This is a genomic window from Xanthobacter autotrophicus, from assembly GCF_030015065.1.
GTDB classification, from domain to species: domain Bacteria; phylum Pseudomonadota; class Alphaproteobacteria; order Rhizobiales; family Xanthobacteraceae; genus Xanthobacter; species Xanthobacter autotrophicus_D.
Window position 1 is genome coordinate 1 of record NZ_JAIVFN010000080.1, and the last position, 21,850, is coordinate 21,850.

Below are 21,850 nucleotides of genomic sequence, written 5' to 3' on the forward strand. Positions count from 1 at the left end.
GGCGACCCCCGAGATCTACACCTATTAAGTCGTCGGCTGCGTCAGATGTGTATTAGAGACAGGCGGCGGCCTTGGCCGCGGCGTCCGGTTTCTGGCCCGGCAGGTTGGACATGCGGAAGTCGAGCTGCACGTTGCCCTCGAACAGGGCCCTGGTGCCGCGGTCGCCCACATGGAGGCGGTCGGCCACCAGCTTGCCGTCGAGATAGGTGAAGACCACCGGCTTCTCGGTGGCGATGGTGCCGGCCTTCACGTCCACCTCGGCATCGTGGAGGCGGCCGCCATAGCCGCCGTTCATGGCGAGGTCCACGCCGTCGCCGAGGGTGATGAACTGCTTCTTGGTGTCGAAGCTGCCCACCTTGGCGCTGACGCTGGCCCAGCCCTTGTCGCTCATCTCCAGCCGCGCCTCGATGTCGGTGAGGTCGATCACGTCCGGATGGGTCAGGTCCTGGGTCGCGGTGCGCGCCGTGACGCGGTAGCCGCGATTGTCGTCGGTGAAGCCGGAGAGCTTGGGCAGCTCCATGGTGAGGCGCGAGCCGGTCAGCGTCAGGTGGCCGATGTCGAACGGCAGCTCGATGGAGAGCTTCAGCCGAGACAGGACCGACACGGCGCCGATGGCCACCACCGCCACCACGATGGAAAGCGGCAGCAGGCGCTTGACCCAGCGCACGCGCCGGCTGTGGCGCCGGGCGCTGGAAAAGTCGGGGCTGCGTTGTACGAAGACGGCGGACTCGTCCTCCGCGAAGTCGCGAAAGGTCGCGGAAGGCCCCAGGGGCTCGTCCGCTGGCACGGTTCCCTGCCGGTCGAGTTCGTGTGGCGACACGTGTCGGTTCATGGCCCTGTTCCGGCGGCGGGCCAATCCCGCGTGCGCCTCTTGCTTTCTCCTAAGAGACCGGTCTGCCGATCAGGTCGAAACCCGAGCTGATCGGCACGGGCTCTCGCTCGCCTTGAGCCACAGGGCCGGCCGACGCGTCGCCCCACGCGTCGGGCCAAATTGTCCGAAATGCCGCCCCCGTGCAAGGGCCGGCCGTAAGGTCATGCCAACACTGGGTTTTATATCGGGGAGCCGGCTCAGGAGTGAGCGAAAATATCCTCTTCCGCCCAGCCGGAGAGGTCGAGCGCGGCCCGCGCCGGCAGGAAGGCGAAGCAGGCGGCGGCGAGCCCGGTGCGGTTCTCCCGCGCCAGCATCTCCTCCAGCTTGGCCTTCACGGCATGCAGGTGCAGCACGTCGGAGGCGGCATAGGCGAGCTGGGCGTCGGAGAGGTCGCTCGCGCCCCAGTCCGAGCTCTGCTGCTGCTTGGAGATGTCCACGTTGAGGGTCTCGCGCAGCAGGTCCTTGAGCCCGTGGCGGTCGGTGTAGGTGCGCACCAGCCGCGAGGCGATCTTGGTGCACCACACCGGCTGCGGCATCACGTGGAAGGTATGCTGGAGCACCGCGATGTCGAAGCGGCCGAAATGGAACAGCTTGGTGATGGCTGGGTCGGCCAGCAGGCGCACGAGGTTCGGCGCGCTCTTCGCGTCGGCGCCCTGCGGGATCTGCACGAGGTCGGCCGAGCCGTCGCCATTGGAGAGCTGGACCAGGCACAGCCGGTCGCGGAAGGGGTTGAGCCCCATGGTCTCGGTGTCGATCGCCACCACGGGCGCGGCGACGAAGTCCGCGGGCAGGTCGCCGCGATGCAGGCGAATGGTCATGGGTGACGTCTTTATGTTTCTGGATCGACACGGCTTCTAGCGAAGCGGCGCGCCGCTGTCGATGGCCGTGCGGGGACGGCTGTGCGGCTCCTGATTCGCCGTGATAGAAGGGCGCGCCTTTCCACAGGGGGGAATCATGAAGCGAAATGTCGTCGTCGCGGGCCTGTTCAGCCTGCTCCTGGCGCTGGGCTGGCTCGTCCCGGGGGGCGAGGCCGTGGCCCAGCCGGTTCCGGGAGGCAGCTACCTCAACAGCTGCAACAATGTGCAGGTGCGGCGCGGGCGCGACCTTACCGCCTTCTGCGCCACCCGCCGCGGCAACTGGGTGCAGACCCGGCTCAACGACTTCCCGAGCTGCCGGGGCGACATTTCCAACCAGGATGGCCAGCTCTGGTGCGTGCGCGGCCGGCCCATGCCGCCGCCCGGCCCCATGCCGGCGCCGCCCGGCTCCTATCAGCGCACCTGCCGCAACGCCTTCGTGGGCCCGGACAATGTCCTGCGCGCGCAATGCCGCGTGGGCGGCCACCTGTTCGTGAACTCTTCGCTGAACATGCGCTATTGCTGGGGCGCGCGGGACATTGCCAACTTCAACGGGCAGCTGACCTGCACGCGTTGATTTGCCCGCGTTGAACCGAACCGCCTGTACCGAACAAAAAGGGGCGCCTTGGCGCCCCTTTCCTTTTGGCTGGTCCCGGCTTGATCAGCGCCGCAGGCGGCTCACGTCGCGCACCGCGCCGCGGGCGGCGGAGGTGGTGAGCGCCGCATAGGCCTGCAGCGCCTGCGAGACCACGCGCTTGCGGCTTTCCGGCTTCCACGCCTTGTCTCCCTTCGCCTCCATGACCGCGCGCCGCTCGGCCAGCACCTCGTCGGACACCGCCACGCGGATGACGCGGTTCGGGATGTCGATCTCGATGGTGTCGCCTTCCTCCACCAGCCCGATGGCCCCGCCTTCCGCCGCCTCCGGCGAGACATGGCCGATGGACAGGCCCGAGGAGCCGCCCGAGAACCGCCCGTCGGTGACCAGGGCGCAGGCCTTCCCGAGGCCCTTCGACTTGAGATACGAGGTCGGGTATAGCATCTCCTGCATGCCCGGCCCGCCGCGCGGACCCTCATAGCGGATCAGCACCACGTCGCCCGGCTGGATCCGCCCGGTGGACAGGATCGCCTCCACCGCCGCGTCCTGGCTCTCGAAGATGCGCGCCTTGCCGGTGAATTTCAGGATGGAGGCGTCCACCCCCGCCGTCTTCACGATGCAGCCGTCGAGGGCGATGTTGCCGTAGAGCACCGCAAGGCCGCCATCCTTGGAATAAGCGTGGGCGGCGTCGCGGATGACGCCGGTCTCGCGGTCGAGGTCGAGGTCGTCCCAGCGGCGGGTCTGGCTGAACGCCACCTGGGTGGGCACCCCGCCCGGCGCGGCGCGGAAGAAGGTGCGCACGCTCTCGCTCTGGGTGCGCTTCACGTCCCAGCGGTCCAGCGCATCGCCGAGGGTGGCGGCGTGCACGGTGGGCAGCTCGGTGTGGATCAGGCCGGCGCGGTCCAGCTCGCCGAGGATGGCCATGATGCCGCCGGCGCGGTGCACGTCCTCCATGTGGATGTTCGCCACCGCGGGCGCCACCTTGCACAGCACCGGCACCTTGCGCGACAGGCGGTCGATGTCGGCCATGGTGAAGGGCACCTCGCCCTCGTTGGCGGCGGCGAGCAGGTGCAGCACCGTGTTGGTGGAGCCGCCCATGGAGATGTCCAGCGTCATGGCGTTCTCGAACGCCTTGAACGAGGCCACCGAGCGCGGCAGCACGCTCGCATCGTCCTGCTCGTAATAGCGGCGGGCGAGGTCGACGATGAGGTGGCCGGCCTCCACGAACAGCCGTTCGCGGTCGGCATGGGTGGCCAGCGTCGAGCCGTTGCCCGGCAGCGCGAGGCCCAGCGCCTCGGTCAGGCAGTTCATGGAATTGGCGGTGAACATGCCGGAGCACGAGCCGCAGGTGGGGCAGGCGGAGCGCTCCATGACCTGCACGTCGGCGTCGGTGACCTTGTCATCGGCCGCCGCGATCATGGCGTCGATGAGGTCCACCTTCTTCTCGCCGGTGGAGAGCAGCACCTTGCCGGCCTCCATGGGCCCGCCGGAGACGAACACGGCCGGGATGTTGAGGCGCATGGCGGCCATCAGCATGCCGGGGGTGATCTTGTCGCAGTTGGAGATGCACACCATGGCGTCGGCGCAGTGCGCGTTCACCATGTACTCCACGCTGTCGGCGATGATCTCGCGGGACGGCAGGGAATAGAGCATGCCGTCATGGCCCATGGCGATGCCGTCATCCACCGCGATGGTGTTGAATTCCTTGGCGACGCCGCCGGCCTTCTCGATCTCGCGGGCCACCAGCTGGCCGAGGTCCTTGAGGTGCACGTGGCCCGGCACGAACTGGGTGAAGGAATTCACCACGGCGATGATCGGCTTGCCGAAATCCCCGTCCTTCATGCCGGTGGCACGCCACAGGCCGCGGGCGCCGGCCATGTTGCGACCGTGGGTGGAGGTGCGGGAGCGGTACTGGGGCATGTCCTCTCTTGCCTCTTATGTGTTGTGGTGCGCGATGGCTCTCGGCCCGGCGCGCAAAGCTGCCGGCCGTCTTAGAGCCATGTGGGCCTGCGTGAAAGGCCTTTGATGCGACACTCTATCACGGCTTCGGGCGCGCCCGTGATCACGAGGGCGGGCACCGGACTGCGGCGCGGCGCCGGTTTTCCAGCAGGGCTGAAGTCGGCTATGTCCCGGCCGGACGTCAGAACGCAAGGACAGCACATGGACGGGGAGGCGTTCCGCCACTGGGCCCACGAGGCGGCCGACTGGGCGGCGGACTATCGGGCGGGGCTCCGGGATCGCCCGGTGCGCGCCGGCACGAAGCCGGGGGAGATCGCGGCCCGGCTTCCGACCTCCGCGCCCGAACAGGCCGAGCCCATGGCCGACATCTTCGCGGATTTCGAGCGCATCCTGGTGCCGGGCATGACCCATTGGCAGCACCCGCGCTTCTTCGCCTATTTCCCGGCCAATGCCAGCCCGGCCAGCGTGATCGGCGAGTTCCTGTCCTCCGCCATGGGCGCCCAGTGCCTGCTGTGGCAGACCTCCCCCGCCGCCACGGAGCTGGAGATCGTGGCCCTCGACTGGCTGCGCCAGGCGGTGGGCCTGCCCGAGGGCTTTTCCGGCGTGATCCAGGATTCCGCTTCCTCGGCCACGCTCTGCGCCTTCCTCACCATGCGCGAGCGGGCGCTGGGCTTCACCGGCAACCGCACCGGGCTTTCGGGTCGCCCGCAATTGCGGGTCTACACGTCCAGCGAGGTGCACACCTCCATCGACCGGGCGGCGTGGTTCTGCGGCATCGGCGACGACAATCTGGTGCGCATCCCCACCCAGGGGCCGCTCCGGAGCATGGTGCCCGAGGCGCTGGAGGCGGCCATCGAGGCCGACAAGGCCGCAGGTCTGGTGCCGGCCGGCGTCGTCGCCTGCGTGGGCGGCACCAGCACCGGCGCCATGGATGACGTCAAGGCGGTGGTGGAGGTGGCGCACCGGCACGGCCTGTTCGTCCATGTGGACGCGGCCTGGGCCGGCGCGGCCATGGTGTGCCCGGAGTTCCGGCCTCTGTGGGCGGGGGTGGAACAGGCGGACTCCATCGTGCTGAACCCGCACAAATGGCTCGGCGTGCAGTTCGACTGCTCCGCCCATTTCCTCAGGAGCGCCGACGACCATCTGGCGACGCTGGCCATCCAGCCGGAATATCTGAGGACCCACGCCCATGAGGGGGGCGACACCGGCATCGTCAATTTCAGCGAATGGACCATCCAGCTCGGCCGCCGGTTCCGCGCGCTGAAGCTGTGGTTCGTGCTGCGCGCCCATGGGCTGGAAGGCCTGAGGCAGATGATCCGCAACCATGTGGCCTGGTCGCAGGCGCTTGCGGGCCGGATCGCGGCGGAGCCGGGCTTCTCGCTGGCTTCGACGCCCGTGCTCTCCCTGTTTTCCTTCCGCCACGATCCCGGCGACGGCCGCGACGGCGATGCCCACATGCTGGCTTTGCTCCAGGCCATCAATGATGGCGGGCAGCTTTATCTCACCCCCACGCGGGTGGACGGCCGCCTCGCCATCCGCTTCCAGGCGGGGGCCATGGACACCACCGAGGCGGACGTGGCGGCCGCCTTCGACATCATCCGCGACACCGCCCGCGCCTTGGCCTGAGGGGGCTCACGCCTGTGGCGGCTCCGGCGGGGCGTGCCAGCTGCGCACCGGCGCACGGGCGCGGCCCTGCGTCGATCCGCTGAGGCCATAATGGCCGGCCAGCCGGTCGAGGGCGAGGCCCAGCACCACCTTGGCGGTGCGCGCCGGCCACAGCCGCTCGCGCTCCACCGCCTCCAGCCCCTTCAGGAAGCAGCACACATCCAGCAGCACCCCGGACAGTTCCGGACCCACCGCCGTCATGGCGCGGGCGACGCGCAGCTTCGCCGCCAGCACCATGTCGGTGAAGGCTTCCGGCGTGCCGGCGCCCGACACCTCGCTCCAGCGGCTGGTGACGCGGGGGGTAAGCTGGGCCCGGGTGAAATCGGCCCGCAGCCGCTCGCCGGCGGCAAGCTGGGTCTGGTCCACCAGGGCGCGGCCGTCCTTGCCGGCGCGCCGGGCCAGCCACGCGAGGGGGCTTTCGGCAAGGTTGACCTGCGGTTCCGGCATGCCGGCGGTGCCGGAAGCGCGGCGGGGGGCCGTCCGGCCCGCGGATGCTTTCGGGGCGCGCGTCATGCGCGCGGCGTTCTGGCGGGGCGCCATCGTCAGCGCTCCGTGGCCCAGCGCAGGCAGGCCTCCATCCGGGCCACATGACGGTCGAAGGCGGGGTCGTCCCTCAGGTCCTCGATGCGTCGGCAGGCATAGGCGACGGTGGAGCGGTCACGCCCGAAGGCCTGCGCCACTTCCGACTGCGGCAGGCCGAGGCCCACATGGGCGAGATACATGGCGAGCTGCCGTGCCGTGGCGATGGGAGCGGTGGAGCGGCGGAGGCCTACCAGAGCCTCGACCCCACATCCCGCATGCGCCGCAACGATGGCCGCCGCCAGCCGGCAGGGGACCGACATGGCCGGCGCATGTGAGGCGCCGGCGGCGCCCGTCGGGCGGGCAGAGGGTCGTGAGAAGACGACGCGGGGCTCGGCCGGGAAATGAGACATTACACCCTCTCGTTGTAGGGAAAAAATTCCTACAATGATCTTGTTATATTTCAAGAGGATGTGGAGAGATGCTGCAACTCAGGTTTGCAGAGGCCGATTCCGGAGCTCAAACATATCAAGTGCTTGCCCGCTAAATGTGCCTGTCGCCGGCCGTCGCAGGGGTAGGAATTTTTCCCCCTCCCACCAAGTCGGGCGACCATTCCACCCCACAGGGGAGACTGGTGCATGCGGGTATCGGGAATGGGCGCGGGGCGGGTTTACGCCTTCAGGTGCGAGGATCCGGAGGCGCAGGTCCGGCGCCAGATGAGCGGGCTCGCAGTGGTCTGCAGCGGTTCGGCCGCGCTGGCACGGGCGCTCCGGTCGGTTCGGAAGGCGGCGTTCCGGGGCGGCGCGGGCTATGACCCGGCGCGCCACGCTGCGTTGCTGCGGCTGGCGCGGACGAGGTCCGGCCGGGGCCATCCGGAAGCCGGAGGCCCCTGGGATGCGGCGCCGGAGGGTGGTGCATCCTGAACGCTGCGCCCCGACGCGAAGCCGGGGCGCAGCGCGTTCGCTCAGAGGCCCTCGAACAGGGCGGTGGAGAGATAGCGCTCGGCGAAGGAGGGCACGATGACCACGATGGACTTGCCGGCCATGTCGTCGCGCACCGCGATCTCAAGCGCCGCCGCCACCGCCGCGCCCGAGGAGATGCCGCCGGGAATGCCCTCGTAGCGCGCCAGGGCGCGGGCGGTGTCGAAGGCGGTCTGGTTGCCCACCGTCACCACTTCGTCGATGACGGAGCGGTCGAGCACCTCCGGCACGAAGCCGGCGCCGATGCCCTGGATCTTGTGGGGGCCGGGCGGGCCGCCGGACAGCACCGGGGAATCCTCCGGCTCCACCGCGATCATCTTGAGCGACGCCTTGCGCGGCTTCAGCACCTGGCCGATGCCGGTGATGGTGCCGCCGGTGCCGACGCCGGCCACCACCGCATCCACCTTGCCGTCGGTGTCGTTCCAGATCTCCTCCGCCGTGGTGCGGCGGTGGACTTCCGGGTTGGCCTTGTTCTTGAACTGCTGCGGCATCGCCGCCTTGGGCAACTCCGCGACCAATTGCTCGGCGCGGGCGACGGCGCCCTTCATGCCGAGGGTCGCCGGGGTGAGCACCAGCTCGGCGCCCAGCAGGGCCAGCATCTTGCGGCGCTCCACCGACATGCTCTCGGGCATGACCAGGATGAGCCGGTAGCCGCGCGCCGCCGCCACGAAGGCGAGGGCGATGCCGGTATTGCCGGAGGTGGGCTCCACCAGAACGGTGTCCTGGTCCAGAACGCCCGCCGCCTCCATCGCCTCGATCATGGCGACGCCGATGCGGTCCTTGACGCTGGCGATGGGATTGAAGAATTCGAGCTTGGCGAGGATCTCGGCCTTCGCCCCGCGCAGTTCGGCGAGGCGCTTCAGCCGCACCAGCGGCGTGTTGCCGATGGTCTCGGTGATGGACTCATAGACGCGGCCGCGCCCCGGCCGGGGCAGTGCGGCGGGCACGATCTTGGCGGCAGCTTCTGCCATGGGCGATCTCCTTGGGATATTGGCCGCCGGCCCGCATGGGGCGGGCCTTTCAGATGGCGAAATCGATTCTCTCGTGCTCCGACCCGTGCCCCTTCTCGTCGGCGCTGCGGCAGAGGTCCTCGAGCGTCACCCCGTCGAGGGCGGTGTCGAAGGTGTCCTCGGCCGCAGCAACAGCGGGTTGAACCACCTCGGTCACCAGCGGCGGCAGGATGATTTCTTTTTCCTCCTCCGCGCCCTCGACGACCCGGACGATCTCGGCGACGGAGACGCGCCGGCGCTCCCGCGCCAGCTCGTAGCCGCCGCGGGGACCGCGCACCCCCTTCAGGACGCCGGCATGCACCAGCGCCTGGAGCACCGGCTCCAGCCGGCGGGGGGGAAGGCCATGCCGGGCCGCGAGCGCCTTGGCCGCCACCGGCGCGCCGCGCGCGTGCACGGCGACATCCACGACGGCTGCAATGGCGAGGAGACTCTTGTCGGATAAACGCGGCATCAGGCTGTAGCTACTTCTTCAAAAACATGGCTCCCAGGCCTGTCGAACCAAAACCACCGGAGCCGCGTGCAGTTTCGCTCAGATCTCCGGTTTCTTCCAGCATTATTTGGGTGACGGGAGCGACCACCAGCTGTGCGATGCGCATGCCGCGCGCCACGGTGAACGGCTCCGGCCCGTGATTGATGAGCAGGACCATCACCTCGCCGCGATAATCCCAGTCGATGGTGCCCGGCGTGTTGAGCACGGTCACCCCGTTCTTGCGCGCAAGGCCCGAGCGCGGCCGCACCTGGCCCTCGTAGCCCTCCGGCAGGGCGAGGGCGAAGCCGGTGGGAATGGCGGCGAATGCTCCGGGAAGCAGGATGAGCGGCGTCTCCTCCGGCAGCGCGCAGGCGAGATCGAGCCCGGCGGCGCCTGCGGTGGCGTAGGCGGGCAGGGGCAGTCCCTCGGCGTGGGGCAGGCGCTGGATGCGGACCATCGGGCGGCTCATCGGGTTTCTCCCGCAAGGTCGGCGGCCATGCGCGCCACCAGGTGGCGGGCGACTTCCGCCTTGGACGCGGACGGCCAGTCCTCCACCCCGGCGGCGGTGACGAGATGCACGGTGTTCGCATCCCCGCCCATGATGCCGGTTTCCGGCGACACATCGTTGGCGACGATCCAGTCGCAGCCCTTGCGCAGGCGCTTGTCCCGGGCATGGGCCACCACATCCTGCGTCTCCGCCGCGAACCCCACCACGAGGCGCGGCCGGAGCGTGCGGTGCCGGGCGATGGCGGCGAGGATGTCGGGATTCTCCACCAGGGTCAGGGGCGGCGCGCCGCCGTCGCCCTTCTTGATCTTCTGGCCGGCGGCGTCGGCCACGCGCCAGTCGGCCACCGCGGCGGCGAACACGGCGGCATCCACCGGCAGGCTCTCCTCCACCGCGGCCATCATCTCTTGCGCGGTTTCCACATGGATCACCTTCACGCCCCTGGGATCGGCAGCTTCGGCGGGACCCGACACCAGGATCACCTCTGCTCCTGCGGCGCGCGCCGCCGCGGCGATGGCGTGGCCCTGCTTGCCCGAGGAGCGGTTGGCGATGTAGCGCACCGGGTCGATGGGCTCATGGGTGGGGCCGGAGGTGACGAGGATGCGGCGCCCCTTGAGCAAAGCGGTGTCCGCGGCCCCGAAATGGGCCTCGATGGCGGCGAGGATCTCCATGGGCTCGGCCATGCGGCCCTCGCCGAACTCGTCGCGCTCGGCCATGGCGCCCGCATTGGGGCCGACCATGGCGATGCCGTCGGCCCGAAGCTGCGCCACGTTGCGCCGTGTGGCGGGGTGCGCCCACATGCGCGGGTTCATGGCGGGGGCCACCAGGACCGGCTTGTCGGTGGCGAGCAGCGCGGTGGTGGCGAGATCGTCGGCGATGCCGTGGGCCATCTTCGCCAGAAGGTCCGCCGTCGCGGGGGCGACCACGACGAGATCGGCCTCGCGCGACAGGCGGATGTGGCCGATGTCGTGCTCGGCGGTGAGGTCGAACAGGTCGGTGAAGACGCGCTCGCCGGTGATGGCGCCCACGGACAGGGGCGTGACGAACTGGCCGGCGGCCCGGGTCATGACCGCCCGCACCCGCGCGCCGCGCTCCTTGAGGCGTCGGACCAGATCAAGGCACTTGTAGGCGGCGATCCCGCCGCCGATGAGGAGGAGGATGCGTTTGTCGTTGAGCATCGGCGGCTTCCGCGCGGCGTTTCGCGGGCCGTTGCGCAGCGCGCCGCGGCCCACCAGGGATCGTCATCTCCGCATATAGCCCGCGCCGTCCCGCGAGGCGAGGCGCCGCATCCGGATGAAGGGCGGTGTGCAACCTGGCCGCGCAGACATCGCCCCTATCCGGATAAAGGGCAGGCACGATTGTGGCGAAAGCGTTTCCCCGGCCTTAGGATCAGTTCCATGAGGGGCACTTCTCGCCAGCGCGGACGTTTCGATCCGGGTCCGGGCGCGGACGATCCGCAGCTGACCGCCATCGGCGGCGAGTTCGTGGATCCCGCGCAGGAGGCCGCGTTTCGCCAGAGCCGTCTCGCCGAGGCGCGCCGGCAGGCCCGCCTGCTGTTCGCCGCCTCGGTCATCCTCAATGCGCTATTCCTCCTCAGCGACTGGCGGTTTGCCGGAACCCCCCATTTCGCGGTGGCGGTGTCCGCGCGCTTCGTCGTGATCGGCCTGTCGCTGCTGTGCCTCGGCGGGATCCATCTGGCGGTCACGCCCCGCCGGGCGGACGTGATCTACGCGATCTGGCAATGGGGCACGGCGACGGCGGTGGCGGTGCTGGTGACCTCGCAAAGCCAGCTGGCGCTGCTGGTGGTCCTGCTGCTGCCCACCATTTTCTATCTCGCGGTTCCCATCTCCTTCTCCTGGCTGGTGGCAGGCGGCGTCGGCAGCAGCCTGCTGCTGTTCTACGGCTACGCCGACACCTCCATCGGCTGGCAGGTGGGATTGGGGCTCGCCCTTGCCGTGGCGTCGCTGAACATTGCGCTGATGATCGTGGTGTCGCGGGGCAACCGCATGGAACGGCAGTTTTGGTCTGCAGTGGGGGCGGCTCAAAGGGCGAACGAGCGGCTGCGCGTCAGCGAGGACACGCTGGAGAAGACCTTCCAGGCCGTGCCCCTGCCCCTGATGGTGGCGCGGCTCGATGATGGTCGCCACGTCAAATCCAACGAGGCGGCCCGGCGCTTCTATGGCGTCTCGCTCGATGGCCCCGACGGCGGCCTGCGCGAGGGCGGCATTCCGCCGGAGGCTGTCGGCGACTTGCTCGGGTGCCTGAGAGCCGAGGGCGCCGTGGCGAATTTCGAGACCACGGTGAAAATGGCGGACGGCGAAATACGGCGCGTCGTGCTGGCGGCCGCGGCCATTCCCATGGAGACCTCGCCGCACCTGGTGGCTGCCCTGGTGGACGTGACCGAGCGGCGCTCGGCCGAAGAGCACGCCCTCTATGCCGCGACCCATGACGCCCTGACCGGCCTGCCCAATCGCGCCGCCTTCCAGGCCCGGCTCGGCACCGCGCTGGAGGCCCGCCGGCCCGGGCAGGGGATCTGCCTGCTCCTGATTGATCTCGACGGCCTGAAGGACGTGAACGACACGCTGGGCCACGATGCCGGCGATGCCGCCCTCATGGAGACGGCCCATCGCCTGGATGACCTGCTGGAGCATGGCGGCCTGCTCGCCCGGCTGGGCGGGGATGAGTTCGTGGCCGTGGTGGAGGGGCCTGACCCTGTTGCGGCAGGCCAGCGGCTGGCCCACAACATCCTCGCCGAACTGCGCCGCCCGGTGCTGCATGCGGGCCGCCACTTCGCCACGCGGGCAAGCATCGGCCTCGCCGCCTGCCCGGACCATGACTGCACCTATGGCGAGCTGATGAAGGATGCGGACCTCGCCCTCTATGCCGCCAAGCAGCAGGGCCGCAACCGCGCGGTGGTCTACGCCCCCGCCATGCGGCAGGCGGTGCTGGAGCGGGTGGCGCTGAACCGCGCCATGCGGGCCGCGCTCGCGGAGGACGAGATCATCCCCTTCTATCAGCCCAAGGTGTCGCTCGTGACCGGGCGTATCGAGGGGCTGGAGGCCCTGGTGCGCTGGCGCCGCTCGCCGCACGTGGTGCTGTCGCCTTCCGCATTCGAGGCGGCGCTGACGGATCCCGAGCTGGCCGTGCTCATCGGCGAGCGCATGGTGCGGCGGGTGGCGAGCGACGTGCGCGGCTGGATCGAGGCGGGCCATCCGTGCGGGCGCATCGCCATCAATCTGTCACCGGCCCAGTTCGCCGGCCGTGACCTTGCGGCGACCCTGCTGCGGCAGTTCCATGCGGCGGGGGTGGAGCCCACCCATTTCGACGTGGAGATCACCGAGACCGTATTCCTCGGCCGCAGCTCCGATCATGTGGCGCCCATCCTCGACGAGCTGTACCGGGCCGGCGTGCGAATCGCCCTCGATGATTTCGGCACCGGCTATGCGGGCCTCATCCACCTGAAGCAGCTGCCCATCGACACCATCAAGATCGACCAGAGCTTCGTGAAGGATATCGAGCGCGACGCCTTCGACACCGCCATCGTCTGCGCGGTGATCGACCTTGGCTGCACTCTCGGCATGCGGGTGGTGGCCGAGGGGCTGGAAACCGCCGGGCAGGCGCGCTTTCTCAAGGACAAGCGCTGCGAGCTGGCGCAGGGCTTCTTCTTCTTCCGCCCGCTCGACGGGGCGGAGATGACGGAGCTTCTGCGCAATGAAGGCGAGGAGGCCGCCGCCGCCCGCCTCGCGGCATTCGAAGCCACCTGAGGGACATCGTCCCGCCTCCAGGACGCAAGCCCGACGCAGATGATGCGCTGCAGCGTCGCAGGGTGCGGAAAGTTGCGGCAAAAGCCACGATGGCCGTTTCGCACTGCGAAATCTTTTTGCCGATGCATGCGCCGAACCGTCTCGATTCTGACAATTGTCGACCCTTATGGGGCGGCTTGGCGGCCGAACATGGCGTGAAAACGGACATTCGCCAAAAACTGCCCAAGAAGGTGGCAACTTTTGCCTTTACCTTGGGCACGACATGAGAATGAAACTAAATCAAAGTGTCGCTAATCATACAAAAACACAGTTGGGACGGGAGCCTGGGGTGACGGAGACAGCACTATGGTTCATCAAGAAGCGTTGCAAATCGAGCGTGAGCAGCCCCGGGCTCATGTTCCCCTCGTATCCCTGAGCGATGTGGCGCTCACGGGCATCTACGAAATCTCGAAGATCCTGACGGCGCCGAACCGACTCGAAACCACGTTGTCGAGCGTGGTCAATCTGCTTTCGTCCTTCATGCAGATGCGCCACGGCGTCATCTCGCTGCTTGAGGACGACGGAATTCCGGACATCACCGTGGGCGCCGGCTGGAACGAGGGCACGGACGCGCGGTATCGCGCGCGCCTGCCCGAAAAGGCCATCGGCCAGGTGATCGCCACCGCCGTGCCGCTGATCGCGGAGAACGTGGCCTCCCATCCCGCTTTCAGCGCGGCCGACGTCGCCGCGCTGGGCGCGAGCGAGGAGACCCGCGTGTCCTGGATCGGCGTTCCGATCCGGGTGGCCTCGCGCGTCATCGGCACGCTGACCATTGATCGGGTCTGGGACGGGCGCTCCGTTTTCCGGCTCGATTCGGACGTGCGCTTCCTGACCATGGTGGCGAACCTGATCGCCCAGACCGTGCAGCTCCATCGCGTCGTCTCCCGCGATCGCGAGCGCCTGATGGCCGAAAGCGGGCGCCTGCAGAAGGAACTGTCCGAGCTCAAGCCCACGCCGGGCCGCGAGCGCAAGCGCGTCTATGTGGACGGCATCATCGGCGAGAGCCGCGAGATCCGCGCGCTGCTCGAGAAGATCATGATCGTCGCCAAGTCCCACTCGCCCGTGCTGCTGCGCGGCGAGAGCGGCACCGGCAAGGAACTCATCGCCAAGGCGATCCACGAGCTGTCCCCCCGGGCCAAGGGGCCCTTCATCAAGCTCAACTGCGCGGCGCTGCCGGAGTCGGTTCTCGAATCCGAATTGTTCGGCCATGAGAAAGGCGCCTTCACTGGCGCGGTGGGTGCCCGCAAGGGGCGCTTCGAACTGGCCGACAAGGGCACGCTCTTCCTCGACGAGATCGGCGAGATCTCCCCCTCCTTCCAGGCCAAGCTGTTGCGCGTGCTTCAGGAGCAGGAGTTCGAGCGGGTCGGCGGCAGCCACACGCTGAAGGTGAATGTGCGTGTCGTCGCCGCCACCAACCGCAACCTTGAGGAAGCGGTGGCGAAAAACGAGTTCCGCGCCGACCTTTACTATCGCATCAGCGTCATTCCGGTGATCGTGCCTTCCCTGCGCGACCGCCGCGGCGACATCCCGCTGCTCGCGAATGAATTCCTCGATCGCTTCAACCGTGAGAACGGCCGGGACCTCGCGTTCAACAACGACGCGATGGAAGTCCTCATGGGCTGCGGCTTCCCCGGCAATGTGCGCGAGCTTGAGAACTGCGTGCAGCGTACCGCCACCCTGGCCCAGGGCGGCGCCATCGTGAGCGACGATTTCGCCTGTCGCCACAATGAGTGCCTGTCCGCGCTCCTGTGGCGCAGCCCGAACGAGGCCGCCACGCGCCGGCCCATGGAAATCCCGCTGCCGGTGATGCCGTCCGTCGTGGCCCCGGTCGGCGCCGAGCCGGCGAATTCCAACACGGTCACCAAGATCCCGGTGCCCCTTTCGCCGGCGGTGCCCGCGGCGCCGGTCCGACCGAGCGCTCTGGATGAGGAATTGTCCGAGCGCGAACGGCTGGTGGATGCCATGGAGCGGGCCGGCTGGGTCCAGGCCAAGGCCGCGCGTCTGCTGGGCCTCACGCCGCGGCAGATCGGCTACGCGCTGAAGAAGCACGACATCGAGATCAAGCGCTTCTGACGCTGCCCTGAACATCGTCCGGATCCGGCCGCACTTTCGTGGTGCCGGTCTTGAGCCCGAAGTCGGCAATGGCCGGCTTCGGGCTCCGGCGTTGGTGAGTAGGGTCACCCTGCGCCCGAGCGCTCGATGCCCGCTCCGTCCCCCTTCCGGAAGGCCGGATCCATGCGAAGGGCTGGGCAGGGCTGCCACGTCCGGCCGGAGCGCTCCGGAGCGGGACTTGGTCCCGGCCTGCAAGGCTTCTGATGCCGACAGGCGCGCTGTCGCACTTGCGACACGTTGTCGGGGGAGCGACAGCGTGTCGTTCTCTGAGTCCAAAGAATATTTATAATAACTCAATGGGTTATACGATGGCACGGTGCTTGAAAGAGAGCCTTGCCTGCCAATCTGCACAGCGCGGAGCTAGCCCATGGCCTACAAGATCATTACGTCTCAGTGCACCGTCTGCGGCGCTTGCGAGTTCGAGTGCCCGAACGCCGCGATCAGCCTGAAGAACGACACCTACGTCATCAATCCCAAGAAGTGCACCGAGTGCGAGGGTAGCTTTGATACCCCGCAGTGCGCGGTCGTGTGCCCGGTGGAAAACACCTGCGTCCCGGCCTGATGGCCTGAGCGGCGGGTGGCCCGCAAGGCGCCTGATGGCGCGTCTGCGGGCCGGTCACCGCGCAACATGTTCGCGGGGAGGCATGCAAGCATGCTCTCCGGCGGCAAAGAGGTGGCGGGCGCCGGATCGTAGATCCTCACCCGCAGGGTTGCGAAGCTCCGTGCATCCCAAGGGTGTGGGGCTGACCGGTTTCCGGGCGGAAAGTGTTTCAGGCGAAGTCTTCTCAGGGCCCCTGGCGGGCTTCATGTGCGGTGTGCTGCGCCCGGTAACGTGAGCGCGCCGCCGCTGGCAAGTTGGACGGAGGGACATATGGCGGCCGTACAGGACACAGTCGAACAGGTTCGCTCCATCGACGTCGACCAGTACAAATACGGGTTCGAGACGCAGATCGAATCCGAGAAGGCGCCGAAGGGCCTTTCGGAGGAGGTGATCCGCTTCATCTCCGCCAAGAAGGAAGAGCCCGAATGGATGCTCCAGTGGCGGCTTGATGCCTATGCCCGCTGGCTGACCATGCAGGAGCCGGAGTGGGCGCGGGTCGACTATCCGGCCATCGACTATCAGGACCTCTATTATTATTCGCAGCCGAAGCAGTTCAAGGCGCCCAAGTCCCTCGACGAGGTGGATCCCGAGATCCTGAAGACCTACGAGAAGCTGGGCATCCCGCTGCGCGAGCAGGAGATCCTGGCCGGCGTGGAGATTCCCGAGGGCGAGCGTCCGAAGATCGCGGTGGATGCGGTGTTCGACAGCGTGTCCGTGGCCACGACCTTCAAGGAAGAGCTGAAGGCCGCGGGCGTCATCTTCATGCCCATCTCCGAGGCGCTGCGCGAGCATCCCGACCTCGTGAAGCAGTATCTCGGCTCCGTGGTGCCGGCGACCGACAACTATTTCGCGACGCTGAACCAGGCGGTCTTCTCCGATGGCTCCTTCGTCTACATTCCGCCGGGCGTGCGCTGCCCCATGGAACTGTCCACCTACTTCCGTATCAACGAGAAGAATACCGGCCAGTTCGAGCGCACGCTGATCATCGCCGACAAGGGCTCCTACGTCTCGTATCTCGAGGGCTGCACCGCCCCCATGCGCGACGAGAACCAGCTGCACGCCGCGGTGGTGGAACTGGTGGTGCTCGACGATGCCGAGATCAAGTATTCCACCGTCCAGAACTGGTACCCCGGCGATGCCGAGGGGAAGGGCGGCATCTACAATTTCGTCACCAAGCGCGGCGACTGCCGCGGCAAGAATTCCAAGATTTCCTGGACCCAGGTGGAGACCGGTTCGGCCATCACCTGGAAGTATCCCAGCTGCGTGCTGCGCGGGGAAGGCTCCTCCGGCGAGTTCTACTCCATCGCCATTTCCAATGGCCGCCAGCAGGTGGATTCGGGCACCAAGATGATCCATCTCGGCAAGAACACCACGAGCCGGATCATCTCCAAGGGCATCTCGGCGGGGCGCTCCAACAACACCTATCGCGGCCTCGTCTCCGCCCACCGCAAGGCCGCCGGCGCGCGCAACTTCACCAACTGCGACTCGCTGCTCATCGGCGACAATTGCGGCGCGCACACCGTGCCCTACATCGAGGCGAAGAACCCCACCGCCCAGTTCGAGCACGAGGCCACCACCTCGAAGATCTCCGAGGATATGCTGTTCTACTGCATGCAGCGCGGTCTCACCCAGGAGGACGCCGTCGCCCTCGTGGTGAACGGCTTCGTGCGCGACGTGCTCCAGCAGCTGCCCATGGAATTCGCGGTGGAAGCACAGAAGCTCATTTCCATCAGCCTCGAAGGCAGTGTCGGCTGATATCAAGTCTTCGATCGTCAAAAAGACGCCGGGCCCCACACATTAAAGGATCTTCACCATGGCTCCCCTTCTGGAAATCAAGGACCTCCATGCCGAGATCTCGGGGGGGCGCAAGATCATCGACGGCATGAACCTCAGCATCAATCCGGGCGAGGTTCACGCCATCATGGGGCCGAATGGCGCCGGCAAGTCCACCTTGTCCTACGTGCTCTCGGGCAAGCCGGGTTATGAGATCACCGGCGGCGAGGTGATCTTCCGTGGCGTGAACCTGCTGGAACTGTCCCCCGACGAGCGCGCGGCGCAGGGTCTTTTCCTGTGCTTCCAATATCCGCTGGAAATCCCGGGCGTCTCCAACATGGCCTTCCTGCACACGGCGGTGAACAGCCAGCGCCGCAAGCGCGGCGAGACCGAGCTGACCTCGCCGGAGCTGGTGCGCAAGGTGCGCGAACTGGGCCAGACCCTCGGCATCAATGCCGAAATGCTGAAGCGCCCGGTGAACGTGGGCTTCTCGGGCGGCGAGAAGAAGCGCAACGAGACGCTCCAGATGATGCTGCTGGAGCCCTATCTGTGTGTGCTCGACGAGGCGGATTCCGGCCTCGACATCGACGCGCTGAAGGTGGTCTCCAACGGTGTGAACGCCCTGCGCTCCCCCGAACGCTCCATGCTGGTGATCACCCACTACCAGCGCCTGCTGGACTATATCGTTCCGGATGTGGTCCATGTCTTCGCCGCCGGCCGCATCGTGCACACCGGCGGCAAGGAACTGGCGCTGGAGCTGGAAGCCACCGGCTACGCGCAGTACCAGAACGAGGCGGCGTGATCTCATGGCCGCCCCAATCTCTGCCCAGATCCGACCCATGAAGACCAGCGCGGAGCTGGCCCTCGCCGAAACCTTCGCGGCCGCGCGTGCCATCCTTCCGGGTGGCCCGGACGTGGCCGCCCAGCGCGCCGCCGCCTTCGGCACTTTCGCCGATGCGGGCCTGCCACACCGCCGCGTGGAGGCCTGGCGCTATACCGACCTGCGCGCCCTGATGCGCGAGGCGCGTCCCCTTGCCGCCCCGCCGGATGCCGACGCCAAGGCCCGCGCGGCTGCGGCCGGCGCCATGCTGGCGGGCCTCGGCTTCCGTCGCCTGGTTCTGGTCAACGGCGCCTTTGTGCCCGAACTCTCGGACCTTGCTGACCTGGAGGCGGGCCTGTCCATCCGCTCCATGGCGGAAGCGCTGGCGACTGGCGATGCGCTCACCGCCCGGCTCGGCCAGACGGTGGCGTCGTCGGACGCAGTCCTCGCCCTCAACACTGCGCTGATGGGCGATGGCGTCGTGCTGCATGTCGCGGCCGGCACGGCCATCGAACGGCCGGTCGAGTTGGTCTTCGTGACCACCGAGGCGGCCCCGGTCTCCATGTTCACCCGCTCTCTCGCGGTGGTGGAGGAGGGCGCTTCCCTCACCCTCATCGAGAGCCACGAGGGCCCCTCCGGCGTCGCCTACCAGGTCAACACCGCACTGGAGCTGGTCGTGGGTGCCGGGGCCAAGGTGGAGCGGGTGAAGATCACGGCGGAAGGCGCGGATGCGGTCCATCTCGCAACCGTTCTCGCCCGCGTCGACGCGACCGCCACCTTCGCCAACACCTTCTTCACCACTGGCGGTCTCGTGGTGCGCAACCAGCTTCTGGCCCATCTCGCCGGCGAGGCCATCCAGGCCCGCATGAACGGGGTGAGCCTCTTGTCCGGCAAGCAGCATGCGGACACCCTGCTGTCCGTGGACCATGCGGCGCCGGCCGGCGAAAGCCGGGAATCCTTCCGGGCCGTGCTCGACGGTGCCGCGCAGGACATCTTCCAGGGCAAGATCGCCGTGCGCCAGGCGGCGCAGAAGACCGACGCCCGCATGCTCAGCCGCGCACTGCTGCTGACCGAAACGGCGGAGGCCTGCGCCAAGCCGGAGCTGGAGATCTTCGCCGACGACGTGCAGTGCGGCCATGGCTGCACCACCGGCACGCTGGACCAGCAGCTGAAGTTCTACCTCATGTCGCGCGGCATCCCCGCGAAGGAGGCGGAAGCGCTGCTCATCCAGGCCTTCGTGGGCGAGGTGATCGACGCCATCGGCAATGAGGGCGTGCGGACGGCGCTGGCGGATGCGACCCAGGCCTGGCTACTGGGTCGGGAGTGAATGATGCTTCCTCTTCCCGCTCCGCATCCCGCCGTCTCCAACGGCAGCTACGACGTCCTGCGCGTGCGCGAGGACTTTCCCATTCTCGACCTCAAGGTGAATGGCAAGCCGCTGGTCTATCTGGACAACGGAGCTTCGGCCCAGAAGCCGCGCCAGGTGCTGGATCGGATCCAGCAGGTCTATACCTCCGAATATGCCAACGTGCATCGCGGTCTGCACTACCTCGCCAATGCGGCCACCGAGGCCTATGAGGGTGGCCGGGCGCGGGTGCAGCGCTTCCTCAACGCCGCGCGGCCGGAGGAGATCGTGTTCACCCGCAGCGCGACGGAGGCGATCAACCTCGTCGCCGCCACCTTCGGCAAGAGTCGCATCAAGCCCGGCGACGAGATCGTGCTCTCCATCATGGAGCATCACGCCAACATCGTGCCCTGGCACTTCCTGCGGGAAAGCCTCGGCGCGGTGATCAAGTGGGCGCCGGTGGACGAGGAAGGCAACTTCCTCATGGATGAGTTCGAAGCCCTGCTCACCGAGCGGACCAAGATGGTGGCCATCACCCAGATGTCTAACGTCCTTGGCACCACCGTTCCGGTGAAGGAGGTGGTGAAGATCGCCCATGCCCGCGGCATTCCGGTGCTGGTGGATGGCTCCCAGGGCGCGGTGCACCTCGACGTGGACGTGCAGGATCTCGACTGCGACTTCTACATCATCACCGGCCATAAGCTTTATGGGCCCACCGGCATCGGCGCGCTCTACGGCAAGTATGAGCACCTGGAGGCGATGCCGCCCTTCAACGGCGGCGGCGAGATGATCCGCGAAGTACGGCAGGACACCGTCACCTATGGTGACCCGCCCCACCGGTTCGAGGCGGGCACGCCGGCCATCGTGCAGGCGGCGGGTCTCGGTGCCGCGCTGGATTATATCGAATCCATCGGCAAGGCCCGCATCCGGGCGCACGAGGCGGATCTGACCCGCTATGCGCAGGAGCGGCTCGGGGAACTGAATTCCGTGCGCATCATCGGCACGGCCAAGGACAAGGGCGCCATCATCTCGTTCGAGATCAAGGGCGCGCACGCCCACGATTTCGCGACGCTGATCGACAATGACGGCATCGCCGTGCGCGCCGGAACCCATTGTGCCATGCCGCTGCTTGAGCGGTTCGGGGTCTCGGCCACCTGCCGCGCTTCCTTCGGGCTCTACAACACCCGTGAGGAAGTGGACCGCTTCGTCGCGGCGCTCTCGAAGGCGCAGGAGCTGATCGGCTGAGGCCGGCAGGCACGGACCGGGCGGATCTGCCGGCCGGTCCCTTTTTCTTTGATCTGCATGTCGGGCCCGCCTCCTCAGGGCTATGGCGCAATGCGATGCGGCGCCGGGGCATCTCGATTGTCATGCGGGCCGCCCCCTTGCACAGAAGCCTCCGGCTCTCATCTCCATTGAAAATCGGCAGGAGCGAACTGGGCGGCGAACCCACCTTGCGAGCTGCGTCGCAAGCCGCGTCGAACTTGCGACAGAGCCGGTTCGGGTGGGCAATTGTCGCGTTCGTGCCGTGCTCCGTCACCCTCCCGGGAGTGTCCTGTTTCAAACAGCACTAAACTGGCGTGTCGGCCCGAAAAGCCCTGTGTCGGGTTCTGAACATGGCCGCAAGTCCCGACACTCATTCTTTAAATATATGTTTTTGAACGTATTTTTCGGGTTCCCAACGCTGGCACGCTGGTTGCTAGCTTCTATTGCGGGCGACAGGTTGCTGGCTTTGTGGGCCCCTACAAAGGCCACGTCCGCATCCTCGCCGGAGTGCAACGTCCCGGGGTGTGACCGCTAGCCGGCGCGCACCGATGAGACCGGGCAGAACCGAATCTCGGCTCAAGGTTCGAAGGAGAGCAAGATGTCGCTGCGACAGATCGCGTTTTACGGCAAGGGTGGTATCGGCAAGTCCACCACCTCTCAGAACACCCTGGCTGCGCTTGCGCAGATGGGTCACAAGATCCTCATC

The 21,850-nt window shown here is 67.7% G+C and carries 19 protein-coding genes; 10 read left to right on the forward strand and 9 right to left on the reverse strand.

Going from position 1 to position 21,850, the window contains the following annotated elements; translation table 11 throughout:
* Positions 1 to 52: 52 nt before the first annotated feature.
* Together K9U40_RS15645 and K9U40_RS15650 are read right to left on the reverse strand one after the other, a co-directional pair.
* Positions 53 to 832, reverse strand: coding sequence for a hypothetical protein (locus K9U40_RS15645; RefSeq protein ID WP_282891068.1), 780 nt, complete (start codon positions 830 to 832; stop codon positions 53 to 55).
* A 236-nt stretch (positions 833 to 1,068) separates the two neighbouring features.
* A complete protein-coding gene (locus K9U40_RS15650; protein WP_282891069.1) occupies positions 1,069 to 1,689 on the reverse strand; it encodes a ribonuclease D in 621 nt (206 codons plus the stop codon).
* Positions 1,690 to 1,825: 136 nt separating this feature from the next.
* Here K9U40_RS15650 and K9U40_RS15655 point away from each other — a divergent pair, with 136 nt between their 5' ends.
* On the forward strand, positions 1,826 to 2,302 hold the full coding sequence (locus K9U40_RS15655; protein WP_282891070.1) for a CVNH domain-containing protein: 477 nt from the start codon (positions 1,826 to 1,828) through the stop codon (positions 2,300 to 2,302).
* Between the two features lie 84 nt (positions 2,303 to 2,386).
* On the opposite strand, the gene ilvD is transcribed toward K9U40_RS15655, so the two are convergent.
* Complete coding sequence (gene ilvD, locus K9U40_RS15660; RefSeq protein WP_282891071.1) at positions 2,387 to 4,240, reverse strand: dihydroxy-acid dehydratase; 1,854 nt, start codon at positions 4,238 to 4,240, stop codon at positions 2,387 to 2,389.
* A 240-nt stretch (positions 4,241 to 4,480) separates the two neighbouring features.
* Here ilvD and K9U40_RS15665 point away from each other — a divergent pair, with 240 nt between their 5' ends.
* Positions 4,481 to 5,905 carry a pyridoxal phosphate-dependent decarboxylase family protein gene (locus K9U40_RS15665; protein ID WP_282891072.1) on the forward strand — a complete coding sequence of 475 codons (1,425 nt, stop codon included), beginning with the start codon at positions 4,481 to 4,483 and terminating at the stop codon, positions 5,903 to 5,905.
* 6 nt (positions 5,906 to 5,911) lie between these two features.
* On the opposite strand, the gene K9U40_RS15670 is transcribed toward K9U40_RS15665, so the two are convergent.
* From K9U40_RS15670 to coaBC, 6 genes are all read right to left on the reverse strand, one after another.
* Positions 5,912 to 6,484 carry a DUF6456 domain-containing protein gene (locus K9U40_RS15670; protein WP_432715921.1) on the reverse strand — a complete coding sequence of 191 codons (573 nt, stop codon included), beginning with the start codon at positions 6,482 to 6,484 and terminating at the stop codon, positions 5,912 to 5,914.
* A gap of 2 nt (positions 6,485 to 6,486) precedes the next feature.
* Positions 6,487 to 6,786 (reverse strand): helix-turn-helix domain-containing protein, encoded by a 300-nt coding sequence (locus K9U40_RS15675; RefSeq protein ID WP_282891073.1) that lies wholly within the window; start codon positions 6,784 to 6,786, stop codon positions 6,487 to 6,489.
* 641 nt (positions 6,787 to 7,427) lie between these two features.
* Positions 7,428 to 8,414, reverse strand: coding sequence for a cysteine synthase A (cysK, locus tag K9U40_RS15680; RefSeq protein WP_282891074.1), 987 nt, complete (start codon positions 8,412 to 8,414; stop codon positions 7,428 to 7,430).
* Between the two features lie 49 nt (positions 8,415 to 8,463).
* A complete protein-coding gene (locus tag K9U40_RS15685; RefSeq protein WP_282891075.1) occupies positions 8,464 to 8,904 on the reverse strand; it encodes an RrF2 family transcriptional regulator in 441 nt (146 codons plus the stop codon).
* A gap of 10 nt (positions 8,905 to 8,914) precedes the next feature.
* Positions 8,915 to 9,391, reverse strand: a complete 477-nt coding sequence (gene dut / locus K9U40_RS15690) for a dUTP diphosphatase (RefSeq protein ID WP_282891076.1) — start codon at positions 9,389 to 9,391, stop codon at positions 8,915 to 8,917.
* Positions 9,388 to 10,605, reverse strand: a complete 1,218-nt coding sequence (gene coaBC / locus K9U40_RS15695; RefSeq protein ID WP_282891077.1) for a bifunctional phosphopantothenoylcysteine decarboxylase/phosphopantothenate--cysteine ligase CoaBC — start codon at positions 10,603 to 10,605, stop codon at positions 9,388 to 9,390. The genes dut and coaBC overlap by 4 nt, the downstream gene beginning before the upstream one ends.
* 219 nt (positions 10,606 to 10,824) lie before the next feature.
* Between coaBC and K9U40_RS15700 the strand changes: the two genes are divergently transcribed.
* The 8 genes from K9U40_RS15700 to K9U40_RS15735 form a co-directional block, all read left to right on the forward strand.
* Entirely contained in the window at positions 10,825 to 13,191 is a 2,367-nt protein-coding gene (locus K9U40_RS15700) for a putative bifunctional diguanylate cyclase/phosphodiesterase (protein ID WP_282891078.1), read from the forward strand.
* 345 nt (positions 13,192 to 13,536) lie between these two features.
* Positions 13,537 to 15,303 carry a nif-specific transcriptional activator NifA gene (nifA, locus tag K9U40_RS15705; RefSeq protein WP_282891079.1) on the forward strand — a complete coding sequence of 589 codons (1,767 nt, stop codon included), beginning with the start codon at positions 13,537 to 13,539 and terminating at the stop codon, positions 15,301 to 15,303.
* Between the two features lie 406 nt (positions 15,304 to 15,709).
* Positions 15,710 to 15,904, forward strand: a complete 195-nt coding sequence (locus K9U40_RS15710; protein ID WP_282891080.1) for a 4Fe-4S binding protein — start codon at positions 15,710 to 15,712, stop codon at positions 15,902 to 15,904.
* A gap of 309 nt (positions 15,905 to 16,213) precedes the next feature.
* Complete coding sequence (sufB, locus tag K9U40_RS15715; protein ID WP_282891081.1) at positions 16,214 to 17,698, forward strand: Fe-S cluster assembly protein SufB; 1,485 nt, start codon at positions 16,214 to 16,216, stop codon at positions 17,696 to 17,698.
* A 58-nt stretch (positions 17,699 to 17,756) separates the two neighbouring features.
* Positions 17,757 to 18,518 (forward strand): Fe-S cluster assembly ATPase SufC, encoded by a 762-nt coding sequence (gene sufC, locus K9U40_RS15720; protein ID WP_282891082.1) that lies wholly within the window; start codon positions 17,757 to 17,759, stop codon positions 18,516 to 18,518.
* 37 nt (positions 18,519 to 18,555) lie between these two features.
* On the forward strand, positions 18,556 to 19,863 hold the full coding sequence (gene sufD / locus K9U40_RS15725; protein WP_414114933.1) for a Fe-S cluster assembly protein SufD: 1,308 nt from the start codon (positions 18,556 to 18,558) through the stop codon (positions 19,861 to 19,863).
* Positions 19,864 to 21,126 (forward strand): cysteine desulfurase, encoded by a 1,263-nt coding sequence (locus K9U40_RS15730; RefSeq protein WP_282891083.1) that lies wholly within the window; start codon positions 19,864 to 19,866, stop codon positions 21,124 to 21,126.
* A gap of 616 nt (positions 21,127 to 21,742) precedes the next feature.
* On the forward strand, positions 21,743 to 21,850 hold a 108-nt coding region (locus K9U40_RS15735), incomplete at its 3' end, for an ArsA-related P-loop ATPase (RefSeq protein ID WP_282891086.1).